The organism is Mesorhizobium robiniae (genome assembly GCF_040545535.1).
Classification (GTDB): Bacteria; Pseudomonadota; Alphaproteobacteria; order Rhizobiales; family Rhizobiaceae; genus Mesorhizobium; species Mesorhizobium robiniae.
The window spans coordinates 655,525-673,261 of record NZ_JBEPMC010000002.1 but is presented as its reverse complement, the minus strand read 5'-3'; the positions used below and the strand labels follow the sequence as shown (position 1 = coordinate 673,261).

General features: G+C 63.3%; 18 protein-coding genes. 9 read left to right on the top strand and 9 right to left on the bottom strand.

What is annotated here, in order from left to right; genetic code table 11:
* Positions 1-33 precede the first annotated feature (33 nt).
* Positions 34-1,026 carry an adenosine kinase gene (locus tag ABID19_RS07580; RefSeq protein WP_354489292.1) on the bottom strand — a complete coding sequence of 331 codons (993 nt, stop codon included), beginning with the start codon at positions 1,024-1,026 and terminating at the stop codon, positions 34-36.
* A 185-nt stretch (positions 1,027-1,211) separates the two neighbouring features.
* Between ABID19_RS07580 and ABID19_RS07575 the strand changes: the two genes are divergently transcribed.
* Both ABID19_RS07575 and ABID19_RS07570 read left to right on the top strand, forming a co-directional pair.
* The gene (locus tag ABID19_RS07575) at positions 1,212-2,114 is read left to right on the top strand and encodes a DMT family transporter (protein ID WP_354489290.1); all 903 of its coding nucleotides are present in this window, start codon (positions 1,212-1,214) and stop codon (positions 2,112-2,114) included.
* A 95-nt stretch (positions 2,115-2,209) separates the two neighbouring features.
* On the top strand, positions 2,210-2,920 hold the full coding sequence (locus ABID19_RS07570) for a sulfate transporter family protein (RefSeq protein ID WP_354489288.1): 711 nt from the start codon (positions 2,210-2,212) through the stop codon (positions 2,918-2,920).
* On the opposite strand, the gene ABID19_RS07565 is transcribed toward ABID19_RS07570, so the two are convergent.
* The 6 genes from ABID19_RS07565 to ABID19_RS07540 all read right to left on the bottom strand — a co-directional run bounded on the left by ABID19_RS07565 (position 2,917) and on the right by ABID19_RS07540 (position 7,459).
* Entirely contained in the window at positions 2,917-3,915 is a 999-nt protein-coding gene (locus ABID19_RS07565; RefSeq protein WP_354489286.1) for a proline racemase family protein, read from the bottom strand. The two genes, ABID19_RS07570 and ABID19_RS07565, sit on opposite strands and share 4 nt — an antisense overlap.
* Before the next feature lie 14 nt (positions 3,916-3,929).
* The gene (locus tag ABID19_RS07560; RefSeq protein ID WP_354489284.1) at positions 3,930-4,733 is read right to left on the bottom strand and encodes an isocitrate lyase/PEP mutase family protein; all 804 of its coding nucleotides are present in this window, start codon (positions 4,731-4,733) and stop codon (positions 3,930-3,932) included.
* Positions 4,734-4,812: 79 nt separating this feature from the next.
* A complete protein-coding gene (locus tag ABID19_RS07555; RefSeq protein ID WP_354489282.1) occupies positions 4,813-5,661 on the bottom strand; it encodes a hypothetical protein in 849 nt (282 codons plus the stop codon).
* A gap of 87 nt (positions 5,662-5,748) precedes the next feature.
* Positions 5,749-6,405 (bottom strand): HAD family hydrolase, encoded by a 657-nt coding sequence (locus ABID19_RS07550; protein ID WP_354489280.1) that lies wholly within the window; start codon positions 6,403-6,405, stop codon positions 5,749-5,751.
* A 13-nt stretch (positions 6,406-6,418) separates the two neighbouring features.
* Entirely contained in the window at positions 6,419-6,904 is a 486-nt protein-coding gene (dut, locus tag ABID19_RS07545) for a dUTP diphosphatase (protein WP_352934371.1), read from the bottom strand.
* A gap of 84 nt (positions 6,905-6,988) precedes the next feature.
* On the bottom strand, positions 6,989-7,459 hold the full coding sequence (locus ABID19_RS07540) for an Lrp/AsnC family transcriptional regulator (protein WP_352934368.1): 471 nt from the start codon (positions 7,457-7,459) through the stop codon (positions 6,989-6,991).
* A gap of 115 nt (positions 7,460-7,574) precedes the next feature.
* Here ABID19_RS07540 and ABID19_RS07535 point away from each other — a divergent pair, with 115 nt between their 5' ends.
* Positions 7,575-7,793 carry a DUF6356 family protein gene (locus tag ABID19_RS07535; RefSeq protein WP_352934365.1) on the top strand — a complete coding sequence of 73 codons (219 nt, stop codon included), beginning with the start codon at positions 7,575-7,577 and terminating at the stop codon, positions 7,791-7,793.
* A 138-nt stretch (positions 7,794-7,931) separates the two neighbouring features.
* Entirely contained in the window at positions 7,932-9,305 is a 1,374-nt protein-coding gene (locus tag ABID19_RS07530) for an amidase (RefSeq protein WP_354489277.1), read from the top strand.
* On the opposite strand, the gene ABID19_RS07525 is transcribed toward ABID19_RS07530, so the two are convergent.
* A complete protein-coding gene (locus ABID19_RS07525) occupies positions 9,299-10,375 on the bottom strand; it encodes an NAD(P)/FAD-dependent oxidoreductase (protein ID WP_354489275.1) in 1,077 nt (358 codons plus the stop codon). The two genes, ABID19_RS07530 and ABID19_RS07525, sit on opposite strands and share 7 nt — an antisense overlap.
* Before the next feature lie 142 nt (positions 10,376-10,517).
* Here ABID19_RS07525 and ABID19_RS07520 point away from each other — a divergent pair, with 142 nt between their 5' ends.
* Complete coding sequence (locus tag ABID19_RS07520) at positions 10,518-12,110, top strand: peptide chain release factor 3 (protein WP_354489273.1); 1,593 nt, start codon at positions 10,518-10,520, stop codon at positions 12,108-12,110.
* Positions 12,111-12,165: 55 nt separating this feature from the next.
* Here the strand turns inward: ABID19_RS07520 and ABID19_RS07515 are convergent, their stop codons facing one another.
* Positions 12,166-12,639 carry a VOC family protein gene (locus ABID19_RS07515; RefSeq protein ID WP_352934353.1) on the bottom strand — a complete coding sequence of 158 codons (474 nt, stop codon included), beginning with the start codon at positions 12,637-12,639 and terminating at the stop codon, positions 12,166-12,168.
* A 259-nt stretch (positions 12,640-12,898) separates the two neighbouring features.
* Between ABID19_RS07515 and ilvD the strand changes: the two genes are divergently transcribed.
* The 4 genes from ilvD to ABID19_RS07495 all read left to right on the top strand — a co-directional run bounded on the left by ilvD (position 12,899) and on the right by ABID19_RS07495 (position 17,706).
* Complete coding sequence (gene ilvD, locus ABID19_RS07510) at positions 12,899-14,743, top strand: dihydroxy-acid dehydratase (protein ID WP_354489271.1); 1,845 nt, start codon at positions 12,899-12,901, stop codon at positions 14,741-14,743.
* 139 nt (positions 14,744-14,882) lie between these two features.
* A complete protein-coding gene (locus ABID19_RS07505) occupies positions 14,883-16,169 on the top strand; it encodes an amidohydrolase family protein (protein WP_354489269.1) in 1,287 nt (428 codons plus the stop codon).
* 120 nt (positions 16,170-16,289) lie between these two features.
* Entirely contained in the window at positions 16,290-16,544 is a 255-nt protein-coding gene (locus tag ABID19_RS07500; protein WP_352934487.1) for a hypothetical protein, read from the top strand.
* A 241-nt stretch (positions 16,545-16,785) separates the two neighbouring features.
* Positions 16,786-17,706 carry a DMT family transporter gene (locus tag ABID19_RS07495; protein WP_354489267.1) on the top strand — a complete coding sequence of 307 codons (921 nt, stop codon included), beginning with the start codon at positions 16,786-16,788 and terminating at the stop codon, positions 17,704-17,706.
* Positions 17,707-17,737 lie beyond the last annotated feature (31 nt).

Below are 17,737 nucleotides of genomic sequence, written 5' to 3'. Positions count from 1 at the left end.
TCCTCCTACGAGAGGAGAAGGAAAGAAGGGGTTCTACAGCAACCCTGCCTGCTCAGCCTCTTTGCGCAAATTCTGCCTCGGCCTTGGGCCGAGCTGCTGGATCACCAGCCCGGCCGCCAGTGAGCCGAGATTGCCGCACTCCTTCAGGCTGCGCCCTTGCGTGTAGCCATAGAGGAAGCCCGCGGCATAGAGGTCGCCGGCGCCTGTGGTGTCGACCAACTCCCGGATTTTAGTCGCCTCGACGGTGACGGTCTCGTCGCCGCGCACGATGACCGAGCCCATTTCCGAGCGGGTGACCGCGGCTATCTTGCAGTCCTTGCGGATCTGCGCCAGCGCCTCGTCGAAGGAGGCGGTCTGGTAGAGCGACTTGATCTCGTGGCTGTTGGCAAAGACGATGTCGACGGTGCCCGAGCGCATCAGGTCCAGAAACTCGTCGCGGTAGCGGTCGACGCAGAACGAATCCGACAGCGTCATCGACACTTCGCGGCCGGCGGCATGCGCGAGCTTCGCCGTCTGCCGGATCGCTTCCTTGGCCCGCGGCGGATCCCACAGATAACCCTCGAAATAGGTGACCGCCGCGCCGGAAGCCTTGTCTGCCTCGACGTCCTCAGGCCCGAGCTCAATGCAGGCGCCGAGATAGGTGTTCATCGAGCGCTCGCCGTCGGGCGTGACGAAGATCATCGACCGCGCCGTTGGCGGCTCGCCGTTGAGCGGCTTGGTATCGAAGGCGACGCCCTGCGCATGGATGTCATGGGCGTAGATCTCGCCGAGCGGGTCGTTCGAGACTTTGCCGAAGAAGGCGGCGCGTCCGCCGAAGGAGGCGACGCCCGCCGCCGTGTTGCCGGCGCTGCCGCCGGAGGCTTCGATGGCCGGGCCCATGCGACTGTAGAGCAGTTCGGCGCGCCTGGTGTCGATCAGGTTCATCGCGCCCTTGATGATGCCGTTGGTCTCCAGGAACGCCTCGTCGCACTGGGCGATGATGTCGACGATCGCATTACCGATACAAAGCACGTCATAGTTCGGCATCAATGATGTCTCCGCGAAAAATCCACTGGCCTTCTGCCACGCCGGCCGCGGGCGGGTCTAGCGATTTGATGCTTCTTTGCCTAGCCAACAATCACTGTTGGATAATGATCGAAGCATTTCTTCCGTGCCTCGCCTATAGGGATGGCGTAGTCGATCAACGTCCCCCCGAAGGTTGCAAACCCGCCATGCCTGTAAAAACCGACATGAAGACCGAGCTGGCGCTCCTCGTTGCACTCGCGGTGCTGTGGGGCGCTTCCTATACCTTCATCAAGATCGGTGTTGAGACGATCCCGCCGGTAACGCTGATCGCCGCTCGAACGTTGATTGCGGGTGGAATTCTTCTCGCCCTCCTCCGCTGGCGTGGCCTGACCCTGCCGCGCGATGCCGTCAGCTGGCGTCGGTTCGCGTTCCAGGCATGCCTCAACAGCGTTGTGCCATTCACGTTGATAGCCTCGGCCGAGCGCTCGCTGGACGCCGGCCTGGCCACGATCCTGAATGCGACCTCGCCAATATTCACCTTCCTGCTGACAGCGCTCATCACGCGCCACGAGCCGGTGACCATGCGCAAACTGTTCGGCGTCGGTGCGGGAATAGCTGGCATATGCCTCATCGTCGGCACCCAGGCGCTTGGCGGTCTTGGTTACCAATTGTGGGCGCAGCTTGCCGTCGTCGCGGCGACGGTCTGCTACGCAGGTGCTGCCATTTTCGGTCGCGGCTTCAAGGGCCTCGATCCGATGATCCCGGCCGCCGGTTCGATGCTTTGCGGTGCCGCAATACTCGTCCCCCCCAGCCTTGTGTTCGACCGGCCCTGGGCGTTGGCGCCGTCAACGGCCTCGATCCTTGCTCTGCTCGGACTTTCGGTTTTTTCAACCGCGCTGGCCTTCTGCATTTATTTCCGCCTCATCCATACGCTGGGCTCCGTCGGCACCACCTCGCAGGCCTATCTGCGCGTGCCGATTGGCGTCGGGATCGGGGCCGTGTTCCTCGGCGAAAGCCTTGGGCCGACGGCGTGGTGGGGAATGGCCTTTGTTGTCGCCGGCGTGGCGGCGATGACCATTCCTGTCCGCAAGCCGGTGCTTGCGCGGTAGGTTGCGTTATCGGCGGCAGTTGCGCTGGTGATTTGCCTTTCCTATCTCGGGCGTCCTGCCCAAAACGGGCGCGTTGCATATGGGTCTGAAACGCGATGATATTCGACGCCGCCCGCGCCGCCCTGAGCCGGCTGTTCTCGCCCGAGTTCCGCTCGGTTTTCATCAAGACGCTGGGGCTCACCTTCCTGGCGCTGGTGGCCTTGTGGTTCGGGTTGACGAGCCTTGTCGAGTGGCTGGCCTTGCCATGGTTGGAGTCCCTGATACCCGGCCTGCCGTCCTGGGCCGGCTGGTTGGGCGGCATCATCGCCGCCATCGCTCTTGCCTTCGGGATGGCGCTGCTTATCGCGCCGGTGACTGCGATCGTTGCCGGCCTGTTTCTCGACGACGTTACCGAAGTGGTCGAGCGCACCGACTATCCCGGCGATCTGCCCGGCCGCGCCGTGCCGGCACTGCGCTCGCTGGTGCTGGCGATAAAATTCTTCGGCGTCGTCGTCCTCGGCAACATCGTGGCTTTGCTGCTTTTGCTGGTGCCGGGCATCAACATAGCCGCCTTCTTCATCGTCAACGGCTATCTGCTCGGACGCGAATTCTTCGAATTCGCCGCCATGCGCTTTCGCCCGGAGGCCGAGGCACGGGCATTGCGCAGGAAATATGCCGGCACGGTGTTTCTCGCAGGGCTGCTCATTGCTGCCTTTCTTGCCGTGCCGCTGCTCAACCTTCTGACGCCGCTCTTCGCCGCCGCCATGATGGTGCATTTGCACAAGGCGATCAGTGCGCGAGAAGCGGCCCGGTCCTCAAAATCCTAGCGCAGCAGAAAACCCTTGCCCAACTCGTCGTCGGGCTCGACGACGAATTCGGCGCGCCCTGAGTAATAGGCGCGGCCGCCGACACGGGCGATGATGGCGTCATGCGGTCCGGCTTTCGCGGTCCTCGTCACGCTCCCGGAAAAAAGCGAGCCGGCGATGCTCTCGAAGGTCCGCGCCTGCCCGATCGCGATTTGGCCCCTGGCATGCATGGCCGCCAGCCGCGCGGTGACGCCCGAACCGGTCGGCGAGCGGTCGACCTGGGCCTCGGCGAAGACGCAGATGTTTTTTGTCGCCTCGCTGGAAAACGCATCCCTACCGTCGGTCAGGATCGTGCCGTAGAGAAAGGCGAGGTCCGCATGGTCGGGATGCGACAGCGGGAATTCTGTCTTCAGCGTCTCCGTCAGCACTGTGGCCGCATCGACAAAATCGCGCACGCGGCTCCTGCCGAATTCCAGGTCGAACTTGCGGCAATCGGCGAGCGCGTAGAAGGCGCCGCCATAGGCGATGTCGAAGCCGATCGCACCGAATCCCGGCAATTCCACCTCCTGGTCGCGGGCAAACAGAAAGGCCGGCACGCTTTCGAACGACACAGCACCTGCCTTGCCGCCTTGCACCTCAACCGAGGCGACGACCAGCCCGCACGGTGCTTCGATGTTAACCGTCGTCAGCGGCTCCTGTCGCGCCACCAGCCCCTCGTCGACGGCATAGCGGCCGAGCGCGACGATGGCGTGGCCGCACATCGTCGAATAGCCCTCATTGTGCATGAACAGCACGGCGAGGTCGGCGCCGGGCAGATCAGGCTCGACCAGCAGCGCGCCATACATGTCGTAATGGCCGCGCGGCTCGAACATCAGGATCTTCCTGAGGTGATCGAAGTGGTCGCGCACATAGGCGCGTTTTTCCAGGATCGTGCCTTTTGGAATTTGCGGATAACCGCCGGTGATGATCCTGAGCGGCTCGCCGCCGGTGTGCATGTCGACGACGGTGAGCGTCATGCTTCGGTGCCTGTCTAAGCCGAAGATTTGGCAAACAACGCCTGCAGCTTGCCGAACGGCATGGCGGCGCGGCTGAAGCCGAAGGTTCCATCCTGCTGGATCTCGCGCGCCGCCGTTTCCAGCATGCCGAAAGCGAAATTGGTCAGTCCCGACCCGAGCGAGATGCGTTTGACTCCCGCCATCGCAAGGTCGGCGACGGTGAAGCCCGGGCTCGCCAGGACATTGACCGGCTTGGTCAGCGCCGAGCAGATGGTTCGCACCGTCTCGATGTCGCTGATACCAGGCGCATAGAGCACATCGGCGCCGGCCTTCTCGAAGGCTTGCAGCCGCTTGATCGTGTCATCGATGTCAGGCTTATCCCACAGAAAATTCTCGGCGCGCGCGGTGAAGACGAAATCATGCTTCAGCGCCCGTGCCGCCTCCGCTGCAGCGGCGACGCGCTCGACTGCATGCGAAAAATCGTAGATCGGCTTGTCGGGTTCGCCGGTGTGATCCTCGATCGAGCAGCCGGCGAGGCCGGCCGCTTCGGCCGCGAAGACAGTTTCGGCGGCACTTGTCGCGCTGTCGCCCTTGCCCTTCTCGAGATCGGCCGAGACCGGCAGGTCGGTCGCCGCCGTCATCTCGCGGCAATGGTGGATCATCGCCTCGAAGGTCACCGCGCCGTCAGGCAGGCCGCGCGAAAAGGCAAAGCCGGCGCTGGTCGTTGCCAGCGCCTTGAAACCGAAGGAGGCCAGCAATTTCGTCGTGCCGATGTCCCACGGGTTGGGCATGACGAAAATCGAGCTATGCAGGTCGCGAAAGGTTTTGCCCTTGTCCATGGATGCATTCCTTCATCTGCGGGGTGTGAGGCCGGATTCTATCGCGCCGATTTGCGGCGGGCAAACGAATGCGATTGGTTCAGAAGCGATTGGCGTTCTCTGCTGCCAATTTGTCCAGTGCGTCGGAATCCTTGACGTATGCGGCCCTGTCCCAATGGTAGGTGAGGGAAATGTCGCGCGAGGAAGCCTTGGGCGCCTGATCGTCGCAGCTTTCACCATTCGGCACCGTGGCATCGGTCACCGTGGCCTTGATGGCCGCGTAGGGCTGGCCGTCCGCAACGGTCTGAAAGGCCAACTCCTGCGTGCGCGTATAGGCGCAGAGGTTCTCGTTGAACGTGTAGATCATGTCGATCAGTTCGAACCTGTCGTCGCGGACCAGGATCAGCGGCGTGCTCGTATAGCCCTGGCTCGAATTGAAATGCGTGCTCAGGGTGATGATGGCGTCATCGCTGGGCCCAATCGGCAGCTTGCCCGGCTCGCTGAAAGAGGTGCTCCGGTCGACGGCGACATTGACGACGTCTAGCAGTCTCGGCTTGCCGGCAAGATCGTAAAGCGCCAGCACCGCGAACCCCTCGGCGCTGTCGGAGGAGCTGCCGAGGTCGAACAGCATGGCCAGCCGATCCTTGCCGCCTGCCTTGATGTCGAGCGCGGCGGCGTTGGAGAGACCCGACGTTTCGGGCGGCAGGCCACCGCTATCCGAACCCTCGATATGGCGCATCTCGACCGGCCTGGAACCCCGGTAGAAGCCGTTCTTGTCCGCCGCCAGATCGGGAATGATCATCCTGGCGAGGTCGAGATAGGTCTTGTCCTCGTGGCCGGGGACGGCGCTGCCGAGGTCTGGGAAGCTGACGCCTTGCGCACCGGCCGCAGTCCACAGATACGGCAGCAGCAAACAGGCGAAGATGAAGCGAAGCAGGATGGAACTCATGCGCTGGGCGCCTCCCACTGTCGAGCGTTCGCAAGCTAGCACGGACAACTGAGGCGTACAGCCGGGTAAGAAGCCTGAATTATCAGGTTAGTGGATCGGCACCAGTCCGGCCAGCGCGCGCATATCGTCGAACAATATGCCGCCGGCCTCGGTCAGGCCGTCGCGATCGGTATGCGGGTCGCCGTGATAGGAAAATACCCGCATGCCGGCGGCAATGCCGGCCATCGTTCCGGCGACGCTGTCCTCGATGACGATGCAGTCTGCCGGCGCAAAGCCCATCGTATGTGCGGCATGCAGGAACAAGTCGGGAAACGGCTTTCCGCGCGAGACCATGGTCGAGCTGAACAGCGCATGCTCGAACAGCGGCAACAGACCTGTTTGGCCGAGCGTGATGTGCATTTTCGAAACCCGCGCCGATGAAGCGACGCAAGTTGCGATGCCGGCCGCATGCACGACTTCGATGAACTCCCTGACATAGGGGACGGCTTCGACGCCGTGCGCGAACAGGTCCGGCAGGCCGGCGTTCCAGCGCTCGACGAAATCGGCGCCGAGGCTGACGTCGGTCGCCTCGACTTCTTTTTGCACCGAGACCATGGAGCGGCCGGAGAAATTCTTGCGGCAAGATTCGAAGGTGGCCGGGTAGCCGGCGGCGCTTAGCCATTCCGCGAGGCGCCGATTGGCCAGGTTCTCGGTGTCGACCAGAACCCCGTCGCAATCGAAGATGACGAGCTTGGGCATTCTCATTTCGCGGTGCTCATCAGGCCGTGCCGGTCGATCCGAAGCCGCCGGAGCCCCGCGCCGTACCTCCGGCCAATGTCCGCTCCTCGACTGTCGCCTGCGTCACCGGGGCGAAGACGATCTGGGCGATCCGCATGCCGCGCGTTACCGCGAAATCCTCGTCGCCAAGGTTGATCAGCAGCACCTTCACCTCGCCGCGATAGTCGCTGTCGATAGTGCCCGGCGTGTTGAGGCAGGTGAGCCCATGCTTGTAGGCAAGGCCCGAGCGCGGCCGGACCTGGCCTTCCATGCCTTCCGGAATCTCCAGGATCAGCCCGGTCGGCACCAGCGCGCGTTTTCCCGGCAGGATCAGCAGTGGCCGGTCGTCCGGCACCGCGGCGCGCAGATCCATGCCGGCGGCGCCGGGGCTTTCATAGGCGGGAAGCGGCAGGCCTTCGCCATGCGGCAGCCTGACGAAGCCGACGGCCGGACCGATGACGGAGGAAGTGTAGATTGCTGCGCGCATAAGGCTGATCCTATCGCTGCCAACGCCGATTCGGTCAACTCGGCAGCAATGCTATCAACGGCTTTCTTTCAGCGCAGTTCCACGTCAGCGCAGTTCTACCGGGACGACCGTCGTCTCCTTGATCTCCTCCATGACGAAGGAGGCCGAAACGTCCGACAGCGCCACCTTGGCGATTAGCCGCTGATACAGCCGATCGTAAGCCTTTACATCCGCGACGCGGGCACGCAGCACATAGTCGAGATCGCCGGACATGCGGTAGACGCCGGTGATCTCGGGAAAACCGGTCACTGCCGACCGGAATTTTTGCAGCCAGTCCGGATCGTGATTGGAGGTCCGGACCAGGATGAACACCGAGAGGCCGAGACCGAGCTTGTCCGCATCGACCAGCGCCACCCGGCCGGTGATGACGCCGTCTTCTTCCAGGCGCTTGACCCGACGCCAGCAGGCGTTGCGCGACAGCGACACCCTTTCCGACAGTTGGTCGACCGACAGTGTGCCGTCGCGCTGCAGTTCGCCCAGCAGTCTTCGATCGATTTCATCGATTTCCAGCGCCATGTGGGACGTTTGTCCCAATAATCGGCCAAAGACAAGGATATTTTGGGACCAATGAAGCGGTGAGGCGTGTCAAGATGTTCAAATTCGGGACTTCACGCGCTGAAAGGGGACCAGCATGACCGCACGGCTCGCAAGACTTTTCACCTCTCATCCGGCTTCGGTGGGCGAAACCTATTTCGGCCATATGGCTTTCGCCGCGTGGTTCTCGTCGCGACTGTTCATGGCGGCATTCGCCGCGCTCATTCACGCTTTCCTGCCGTTTCTGTGCGATTCCACGGCAAGCCGTATAGTTCGCGAACTTTACGAGCGGACGCACAACAGGGGGTCGCGGTGAAGCTGGCGCTGGTCGGCTAAGCTCTGCGCAATCCCGATCAAGCGATGCCGGCCACCGAATGCTGAACTTGGCTTGAAGCCGCGCCGCAATCTGCCATTTGGTGAGACGAGCGCTGCCAGCTAGCCGGGAGCATTGGTCATGGACCTCGTCTTTTCCTCTACCACAGAACTGGCTGCCGCCATTCGCGACCGCAAGATTTCCGCTGTGGAAGCGCTGGACGCGTATCTGGCCCAGATCGACAGACACAACGAGGCGGTCAATGCGGTCGTCACGCTCGACAGGGAAACGGCTCGCGCTCGCGCTGAGAAGGCCGACGAGGCGCAGGCGCGGGGTGATGTTCTCGGGCCGTTGCACGGCGTACCGTTCACGCTGAAGGACACGCATGAAACATCGGGGATGAAGACCACGGTCGGCTTTCCGCCCTTTGCCGACTATGTGGCGAGAGAAGACAGTCCGGTCGTTCTCAGGTTGAAGGCGGCCGGCGGCGTGCTGACGGCCAAGACAAATGTCGCAACGATGCTGGGAGACTGGCAGTCGGACAATCCGCTCTTCGGCCGCACCAATAATCCCTGGGACCTCTCGCGTACATCAGGCGGTTCCAGCGGTGGCGCTGCCGCAGCGCTCTGCGCCGGAATGACGCCGTTCGAGGTCGGCACCGACATGCAGGATTCGATCCGGCTGCCGGCCGCCTTCTGCGGCGTCTACGGCCTCAAGCCGACAGAGCATCGCGTCTCCTTGGCCGGCGCCTTTCCCGATCCCGGTGGCGTACCGCGCGGCGTGCGGCTGATGTCCTGCCTCGGACCGCTGGCGCGCAACGTCGAAGATCTGGCGCTGATCCTGGGGGTCATTGCAGGACCGGATGGCAGCGACACCGATCTTGCGCCGGTGCCGGTCGAGGGCATGCCGGAGCTTGACCTCAAGACCCTGCGCATCGTTTTCGCGCCGGCCTTTTCGGGTTTTCCGGTTGCCGGCGAAATCAGGGCCGCTGTCGAGAACCTGGCAAGGGAGCTTCAGTCTGCAGGCGCGACCGTCGAGGAAGCACGACTGCCGACGCTCGACTTGCATGACGATCTGACGCAAGGCGGCGCGCTGATCGGTATGATGCTGGAGGCAGCGCAGCCGGAGCCGCCAGAAGAACCGACACCGGTCTCGCGTTGGTTCGAGGCACTCGGCCGCCGGGATCGGTCAATCCTTGCCTGGGAGCGTTTCTTCGAAGGCTGTGATGCCTTGCTGTGCCCGGTCGCCATGACCACGGCCTTTCCGCATTGCGAGCCGGGAACACCGATCAAGGTCGATGACGAGGAGCAGAGCTACTGGATGCTGCCGGCCTATGGCGCGGTGTTCAACTACAGCGGCCACCCCGCACTGTCGCTGCCGTGCAGGCAGGACCGCGACGGCCTGCCCATTGGCCTGCAGCTGGTCGGCAAACGCTGGTCCGAATCGCGGCTGCTCGGCATCGCCAAGGCAATAGCGCCGCTGAGCGGCGGCTTTCACCGTCCGCCCGGCTATTGAGCAAACCGCGCCAGCCCATAAGGCTCAAGCAGCGGATCGCGCGCGCCGTCGAGGATTTCCCGTGAGGCGAACAGGCCGACGGCAGGCGCCAGCGTGATACCCGAATGCATGACTGCGACGTAGAGTCCGCTCACGCCTCGAGCACGTCCGATGATAGGAAAGCCGTCGATCGGCGTCGGCCGATAGCCGACTGTGTGGAAATCCAGTTTCAGCCCGTCGGCGCCGCGCAGCATGCTCTTCATCGCCGCAAACAAGTCGCGGGCGGTGGCTGCGGCATCCATGCCCGGATCGGCACCGCCGAAATCCGAGCCGGCGATGATACGGCCCTCGGCAGTCTGGCGCATGTGCAGCCGGTCCCCGATCACCAGCCCGTTGAGCAGCTTTTCGTAGGGGCGTGAGTGGACGATCAGGCCGGGCGGCGTCTCGATCGGCAGTTTTATCCCAGCCGTTGCGGCGATTGCCGGAGAGCCGCCGCCAGCCGCAATCACCACCTCGTCGGCGGCAACCGGTCCGGTGGATGTATCGACGCCGGTAATCCTGCCATTGGTCTGTATCAGCGCGCTGACGGTCGTGCCGGTCATCACCCGCGCGCCGCGCAGCTCGGCGTCGGCCAGCAATGCCTGCGTGGCGGCGACCGGTTCGGCGACGCCTTCCCCGGGCACATGCAGGGCGAAATCGGGAAGCTCGGCAAGATCGGGCTCGATGCGTGCGGCTTCCGCACGGTCGACGCGCTCGATGCCGTAACCCCAGCCGGAGTGCTCGGCGGCGTAGGCTTCCAACTCGGCCGCCGGCAGGTCCCAGCACAGGCCGCCGCACCAGGCGAGCGGAATGCTGGACAGGTCCTGCGCCAGCCGCGTCCATTCGGCCATCGAACGGGTGCGCAGCCGGAAATACGGCTCTGGATTGCCCCAACTGGCATTGATCCAGGCAAAGGAATTCGGCGTGGCGACGCCGCCGGCGCCGCTGTCGGCAACGACCGACACCTTCGCGCCGGCCTTCGCCAGATGCCAGGCGATGGACGCGCCGATGATGCCGGCCCCGACGACGATGACTTGCTTGGCTGCGCTCATGGATTGTCCTTTATCGAATCGGGTCTTCTGATGTCGTTGCGGCGATCCTATCTCAAGACCGGATGAGGGCGTCCGTCCAAAACTGTTCGACAGGCTACAAAAGCGCTGCTAAAAGCCCGCGCACCACACGGGATTCCATAAATTGGCTGAAGACATCACGAACGCGGTGGCGCGCCGCCGCACTTTCGCGATCATCGCGCATCCGGACGCCGGCAAGACGACGCTAACCGAAAAGCTGCTGTTGTTCGGCGGCGCCATCCAGCTTGCCGGCGAGGTCAAGGCCAAGAAGGATCGCATCCAGACCCGGTCGGACTGGATGAAGATCGAGCGCGAGCGCGGCATCTCCGTCGTCACCTCGGTGATGACCTTCGAATATGAGGACAATGTCTTCAACCTGCTCGACACGCCCGGCCACGAGGATTTCGCCGACGACACCTATCGCACGCTGTCGGCGGTCGACGCGGCGGTCATGGTCATCGACGCCGCCAAGGGCATCGAGCCGCGCACGCTGAAACTGTTCGAGGTGTGCCGGCTGCGCGACATCCCGATCATCACCTTCGTCAACAAGATGGACCGCGAAAGCCGCGACCCGTTCGAGATACTCGACGAGATCGAGCAGAAGCTGGCGCTGGACACTGCACCGATCACCTGGCCGATAGGCCGCGGCAAAACCTTTTCCGGCACCTATCATCTGGCGCTGAACGCGGTGCGCAAGGGTGACGCGGAAAAGGAGCGCACGCCGGTCCATGGTCCCGATTCCAACCGCGTCGCCGGCCTGTTGCCGGAGAACGAGCGCGAGGCCTTCATCGAGGAGCTGGAACTGGCGCGCGAAGCCTGCCGTCCGCTCGACATCGATTCCTTCCGCGAGGGTCATCTGACGCCGGTCTATTTCGGCTCGGCGCTGCGCAATTACGGCGTGCGCGACCTGATCGAAGCGCTTGGCGCCTACGGGCCGCCGCCGCGCGCGCAGGAGGCCGACACCCGCAAGGTCGAGGCGACCGAGGACAAGATGACCTCCTTTGTCTTCAAGATCCAGGCCAACATGGATCCCAACCACCGCGATCGCATCGCTTTCGTCCGTGTCTGCTCTGGTAAGCTCGAGCGCGGCATGAAGGCCAAGCTGGTGCGCACGGGAAAACCGATGAGCTTGTCGGCGCCCCAGTTCTTCTTCGCCCGCACCCGCGTCACCGCCGACGAGGCGTTTGCTGGCGACGTCGTCGGCATCCCCAACCACGGCACGCTGCGCATCGGGGATACGCTGACCGAGGGCGAGGAGATACTGTTCCGTGGCGTGCCGAATTTCGCGCCGGAAATCCTGCGCCGCGTCCGCCTCGGCGACGCGATGAAGGCTAAGAAGCTGAAGGAAGCGCTGCACCAGATGGCCGAGGAAGGCGTCGTGCAACTGTTCTCGCCTGAGGATGGTTCGCCGGCTATCGTCGGCGTCGTCGGCGCGCTGCAGCTCGATGTGCTGAAGGAGCGGCTGAACTTCGAATACACGCTGCCCGTCGATTTCGAGATGTCGCGCTTTTCCGTCTGTCGCTGGATATCGGCCGACGACAAGGTCGAGGTACATCGCTTCATCGAGGCGCATCGCGGCGACATTGCCCGCGATCTCGACAACGACCCGGTGTTCCTGGCCCAGCACGCCTTCTCCCTCAACTACGAGGCCGAACGCTGGAAGGCGATCCGCTTCGCCGCGGTCAAGGATTACCAGGTCCGCGACAAGGCGGCTTGAGAGCGCACGGCCGCTCCCTTCTCCCGCAACAAGCAAGGGGACAAGGGAAGATCGCTCAGCCCCTGGCTGCCTCTTCGATCTTGGCGATGTCGATCTTGGTCATCTGCATCATCGCCTGCATGACCCGGCCTGCCTTTTCCGTGTCGGGGTCCTGTAGCAGCCTCGGCAATTGCTCCGGCACGACCTGCCAGGAGACGCCGAATTTGTCCTTCAGCCAGCTGCACTGGCTGGGCTCGCCACCGCCCTCGATGAGTCTGTCCCAGAAATAGTCGACCTCCTCCTGCGTCTTGCAGTCGATGGAGAGCGAGACTGCCTCGCTGAACTTGAATTGCGGCCCGCCGTTGAGCGCCTGAAACTGAACGCCGTCGAGCTCGAAATTGGTCACCAGAACCTTGCCCTCATTATCGCCGCTGCCCTTTGGCCAGCGCATCACGCTCAGCACCTTCGAGTTCTTGAAGATGGACATGTAGTGGTTCATGGCCTCCTCGGCCTGGTCGTCGAACCACAGGCAGGGGGTGATCTTTTGCATTTGTTTGCTCCTTGGCTGTTGCAGTCGGCTATCACAGTGAAACGGCCTGGCTTGGCCCCGCCGTTTGCCCAAGGACGCCCGCACGGCGCGCAATCCGACAGTGCCATCGATTTTTTTGAGGATCTGGGAATTTTCTTGGGAAAATCTGGCGCACTGCAAAATTGTGGCCAGACCGTGCTTCGGCGTCTATAACGCCTGCGGTCCGAATTCAGCGCCGCTGCGCTTCCATCGAGCGCAGCTAGCCAGCCAAGGAAAATTCATGCCTGCCTATCGCTCCCGCACCACCACCCATGGCCGCAACATGGCCGGCGCCCGTGGCCTTTGGCGTGCGACCGGCATGAAGGATTCCGATTTCGGCAAGCCGATCATCGCCGTCGTCAATTCCTTCACCCAGTTCGTGCCCGGCCATGTCCACCTGAAGGATCTCGGCCAGCTGGTCGCCCGCGAGATCGAGAAGGCCGGCGGCGTTGCGAAAGAATTCAACACAATCGCCGTCGATGACGGCATCGCCATGGGTCACGACGGCATGCTCTATTCGCTGCCGTCGCGCGAGCTGATCGCCGACTCGGTCGAATACATGGTCAACGCGCACTGCGCCGACGCCATGGTCTGCATTTCCAATTGCGACAAGATCACGCCGGGCATGCTGATGGCGTCGCTGCGCCTCAACATCCCGGCCGTCTTCGTCTCCGGCGGACCGATGGAAGCCGGCAAGGTGGTGCTCGCCGGCAAGACGCAGGCGCTCGATCTGGTCGATGCCATGGTCGCGGCCGCCGACGACAAGATCTCTGACGAGGACGTCAAGACCATCGAGCGCTCGGCCTGCCCAACCTGCGGCTCCTGCTCTGGCATGTTCACCGCCAATTCGATGAATTGCCTGACCGAGGCGCTGGGCCTTTCCTTGCCCGGCAACGGCTCGACGCTGGCGACCCATGCCGACCGCAAGCGCCTGTTCGTCGAGGCCGGCCATCTGATCGTCGATCTCGCCCAGCGCTACTACGAGCAGGATGACGACACCGCGCTGCCGCGCAGCATCGCCTCGAAAGGCGCCTTCGAAAACGCCATGACACTCGACATCGCCATGGGCGGCTCGACCAACACCGTGCTGCACATCCTGGCTGCCGCGCATGAGGGCGAGGTCGACTTCACCATGGAGGACATTGACCGGCTGTCGCGGCGGGTCCCGGTGCTGTGCAAGGTGGCGCCGGCCAAGTCCGACGTCCATATGGAGGATGTCCATCGTGCCGGCGGCATCATGGCGATCCTCGGCCAGCTCGATAGCGCCGGGCTGCTCAACCGCGACCTGCCAACGGTCCATACGGCAAGTCTCGGCGAAGCGCTCGACCATTGGGATATTTCCCGCACCTCCAGCCAGAATGTCCGCGATTTCTTCCTCGCGGCACCGGGCGGCGTGCCGACCCAGGTCGCATTCAGCCAGGATCGTCGCTGGGACGAGCTCGATCTTGATCGCGAGACAGGCGTCATACGCTCGGCCGAACACCCCTTTTCGAGGGATGGCGGTCTTGCCGTGCTGAAAGGCAACCTTGCGCTGGACGGCTGCATCGTGAAGACCGCCGGCGTCGATGAATCGATCCTGAAATTCACCGGCCCGGCCAGGGTGTTCGAAAGCCAGGACGCCAGCGTCAAGGCGATCCTGTCCAACGAGATCAAGGCCGGCGATGTCGTCGTCATCCGCTACGAAGGGCCGCGCGGCGGCCCCGGCATGCAGGAAATGCTCTACCCGACCAGCTACCTCAAGTCGAAGGGTCTCGGCAAAGCCTGCGCGCTGGTCACCGACGGTCGTTTTTCCGGCGGCACCTCCGGTCTGTCGATCGGCCATGCGTCTCCGGAGGCGGCGGAAGGCGGGCTGATCGGGCTGGTGCAGGAGGGCGACACGATCGAGATCGACATCCCGAACCGCACGATCCATCTTGCTGTCAGCGAGGCTGAATTGGCCGCCCGCCGCGCCGCGATGGAGGCGAAGGGAGCTGCCGCCTGGAAGCCCGAGGAAAAGCGCAAGCGCAAGGTGACGACGGCCTTGCGCGCCTATGCCGCGATGGCGACCAGCGCTGCAAAGGGTGCTGTGAGGTATGTGCCGGAGTAGGTTCGCTTTTCCTTCTCCCAGAAGAAGGGGGAGAGGGCGCGCCTGAAGGTTCCGCCCTACGGCAGCACGCCGCGCTGAAAGAAATGGCTGTTGCCTTGCGCCACGGTGGCTTTGTGATTCTGCAAGGGGATGACGACAGATGGATTTCGACCTTATCGTGCGCGGCGGCACGCTGCCCGACGGCACGATCGCCGATATCGGCATCATTGGCGAGACGATCGCCGCCATCGAGCCCGAGCTGAACGTCACCGCGGGCACGGCGATCGATGCCCATGGCAACCTGATCTCGCCGCCTTTCGTCGATCCGCATTTCCACATGGACGCCACGCTCTCCCTGGGCATCCCGCGCATCAACGCGTCGGGCACGCTGCTGGAAGGTATTTCGCTATGGGGCGAGCTAAAGCCGCTGTTGACCCACGAAGCGGTGCGCGAGCGCGCGCTCGCCTATTGCGACTGGGCTGTGTCGATGGGCCTGCTCGCCATCCGTACCCATGTCGATGTTTGCGATATCAGGCTGCTGGCGGTCGAAGCCCTGCTCGATGTCAAGAAGACGGTCGCGCCCTATATCGACCTGCAACTGGTCGCCTTCCCGCAGGATGGGTTTTATCGCTCGCCGACGGCGCGCGACAACACCATCCGCGCCCTCGACATGGGTGTCGACGTCGTCGGCGGCATTCCGCATTTCGAGCGCACCATGGCCGACGGCACGCGCTCGGTGACGGAATTGTGCGAAATCGCAGCAGAACGCGGCCTCATGGTCGATCTGCATTGCGACGAGACCGATGATCCGCTGTCGCGTCATATCGAACAACTAGCCTATGAGGCGCAACGCCTCGGCCTGCAGGGCAGGGTCGCCGGCTCGCATCTCACTTCGATGCACTCGATGGACAATTACTACGTCTCGAAGCTGTTGCCGCTGATATCAGAGGCAGGCGTCTCGGCGATCCCCAATCCGCTGATCAACATCATGCTGCAGGGCCGCCACGACACCTTTCCCAAACGCCGCGGCCTGACCCGGGTCAAGGAGATGCTTGCCCACGGCATCCGCGTTGGCTGGGGCCAGGATTGCGTGCTCGACCCGTGGTATTCGCTGGGCACCGCCGACATGCTCGACGTCGCCTTCATGGGCCTTCACGTCGCCCAGATGTCGAGCCCGGCCGATATGGCGCGCTGCTTCGACATGGTCACCAATGTCAACGCCGCCATCATGGGCCTCGACCATCTCGGCTTGGCGGTCGGCAAGCGCGCCAGCCTCGTCATCCTCGATGCCGGCGATCCGGTCGAGGCCTTGCGCCTGCGCCCCGAGCGCCTCTGTGTCATCGCCAGGGGCAAGGTGGTGGCCGAGCGGGCGAGGCAGGAAACCCGGCTTTCGATCGCAGGACGGCCGAGGACGGTGAACCGCAGGCATCGGCCGCCCATTTCGTGACCATTGATGGCAGGCCCAATAGGACGTTGGACCTGCATCAACCCTGGCGCTTCGATCAGATTGATCGGCCCTGATCGTAAGTCTACAATCAAACTCCACTTTTATGATGAGGAGGACACCATGTGGCACAAAACGGCGATGGTGGTCGCCTTGGCGGCGATCTGTGCAGGCTGCATGACGGCAGAAGACCGTCGTGCCGCGGACGAGGCAAAATGCCGGTCCTACGGCTTCGCCAGAAAGAACGATGCTTTCGCCGAATGCCTGCAGCGCATCGATCTCGCGCGCCGCGCGGAACTGAGAAGTGCGTCGGCTTTCGATCCTTGGGATCGGCCGGTGATCTATCGTCCGGTCATCATTAGGCCACGGCCGAAGTAAGCCGTTCAAGCGGCGATCTAGAGCATCGGACCCAAAAGTGCGTACCGATTTTGGGTCCGATGCTCAAACAATAAAGACTGAGCGGCGGTACGATTCGATTTGAAAGACCGCCGCTCCAGTATAGGCCCAGCCGATTTCCAGCTCTGGTCTGGCCGGGTTCCCGATTTCCGCTCGTAAAAGCGGCTGCTTGCGTCTACGACGCTGCTCACCGAGCTTTCATGCGGGAGGAAGCGACATCGGCATGGCACAGCCACCAGCCCAGAATTCAACGATCAGGAATGTGCTTTTGGCTGGCATCCTGCTGATGCTGGCCGGCGATTTCCTGTTTGCGTTGAACGATGCAATGGGTAAATGGCTAGTCGCCAGCTTTTCCGTCGGCCAGGTCGTGCTGGTCCGTTCGATCGGCGCCTTTTTCGTGCTCGGCCCGATGATCGCGCGTCAAGGTACGGCCAAGCTGTTCCGCATCGAACGACCTGAGCTGCAGCTCTTGCGCGTCGTCATGACGACGCTCGACACGGCGCTGTTTTACGCCGCTGTCGTCTATCTGCCGCTCGCCGACGTCATGAGTTTCTACATGGCGGGGCCGATCTACGTGGCGGCGCTGTCCCACCTGTTGCTCGGCGAAAAGGTCGGCTGGCGCCGCTGGATGGCGATCCTGGTCGGCTTCTGCGGCGTGCTGATCATGCTCAAACCGTCCTCGGCCGCATTTTCGCTGTCGTCGACCTTCGCGCTGGTCGGCAGCGTTACCTTTGCCTTCGCCATCATCCTCAACCGGCGGCTGCGTGGCACCAGCGATACTTCGCTCGTTACCTGGCAAACCATCGGCACGCTCGTGGTCGGCGCGGTGCTGACCATCGGCAACTGGCGAACGCCTTCTGCGCTCGATTTCGGCGCCATGCTGCTTCTTGGCGTCGTCTCCTGCGGCGCGCATCTGATGATCACCAGGGCGCTGAAGCTGGCGCCGGCTTCGACGCTGGCGCCGCTGCATTACAGCCTGCTGCTGTGGGCCGTCATCTTCGGACTGGTGTTCTTCGGCGACATGCCCGGCCCGCGCATCCTGATCGGTTCGGGCATCATCGTGCTGGCCGGCCTGTTCATCTTCCATCGCCAGAAGGTGGTCGACACAGTGCCGCCCGAAAACGTGCCGAAAGGCGTCAACTAGGCTCCAGGTTCTGGTGCGCCCGATCTAGAAA

Coding starts and splice junctions, on each gene's coding strand:
- ABID19_RS07580 (WP_354489292.1), bottom strand. CDS start 1,026: ATGCCGAACTATGACGTGCTTTGTATCGGTAATGCGATCGTCGACATC.
- ABID19_RS07575 (WP_354489290.1), top strand. CDS start 1,212: ATGCCTGTAAAAACCGACATGAAGACCGAGCTGGCGCTCCTCGTTGCA.
- ABID19_RS07570 (WP_354489288.1), top strand. CDS start 2,210: ATGATATTCGACGCCGCCCGCGCCGCCCTGAGCCGGCTGTTCTCGCCC.
- ABID19_RS07565 (WP_354489286.1), bottom strand. CDS start 3,915: ATGACGCTCACCGTCGTCGACATGCACACCGGCGGCGAGCCGCTCAGG.
- ABID19_RS07560 (WP_354489284.1), bottom strand. CDS start 4,733: ATGGACAAGGGCAAAACCTTTCGCGACCTGCATAGCTCGATTTTCGTC.
- ABID19_RS07555 (WP_354489282.1), bottom strand. CDS start 5,661: ATGAGTTCCATCCTGCTTCGCTTCATCTTCGCCTGTTTGCTGCTGCCG.
- ABID19_RS07550 (WP_354489280.1), bottom strand. CDS start 6,405: ATGAGAATGCCCAAGCTCGTCATCTTCGATTGCGACGGGGTTCTGGTC.
- dut (WP_352934371.1), bottom strand. CDS start 6,904: ATGCGCGCAGCAATCTACACTTCCTCCGTCATCGGTCCGGCCGTCGGC.
- ABID19_RS07540 (WP_352934368.1), bottom strand. CDS start 7,459: ATGGCGCTGGAAATCGATGAAATCGATCGAAGACTGCTGGGCGAACTG.
- ABID19_RS07535 (WP_352934365.1), top strand. CDS start 7,575: ATGACCGCACGGCTCGCAAGACTTTTCACCTCTCATCCGGCTTCGGTG.
- ABID19_RS07530 (WP_354489277.1), top strand. CDS start 7,932: ATGGACCTCGTCTTTTCCTCTACCACAGAACTGGCTGCCGCCATTCGC.
- ABID19_RS07525 (WP_354489275.1), bottom strand. CDS start 10,375: ATGAGCGCAGCCAAGCAAGTCATCGTCGTCGGGGCCGGCATCATCGGC.
- ABID19_RS07515 (WP_352934353.1), bottom strand. CDS start 12,639: ATGCAAAAGATCACCCCCTGCCTGTGGTTCGACGACCAGGCCGAGGAG.
- ilvD (WP_354489271.1), top strand. CDS start 12,899: ATGCCTGCCTATCGCTCCCGCACCACCACCCATGGCCGCAACATGGCC.
- ABID19_RS07505 (WP_354489269.1), top strand. CDS start 14,883: ATGGATTTCGACCTTATCGTGCGCGGCGGCACGCTGCCCGACGGCACG.
- ABID19_RS07500 (WP_352934487.1), top strand. CDS start 16,290: ATGTGGCACAAAACGGCGATGGTGGTCGCCTTGGCGGCGATCTGTGCA.
- ABID19_RS07495 (WP_354489267.1), top strand. CDS start 16,786: ATGGCACAGCCACCAGCCCAGAATTCAACGATCAGGAATGTGCTTTTG.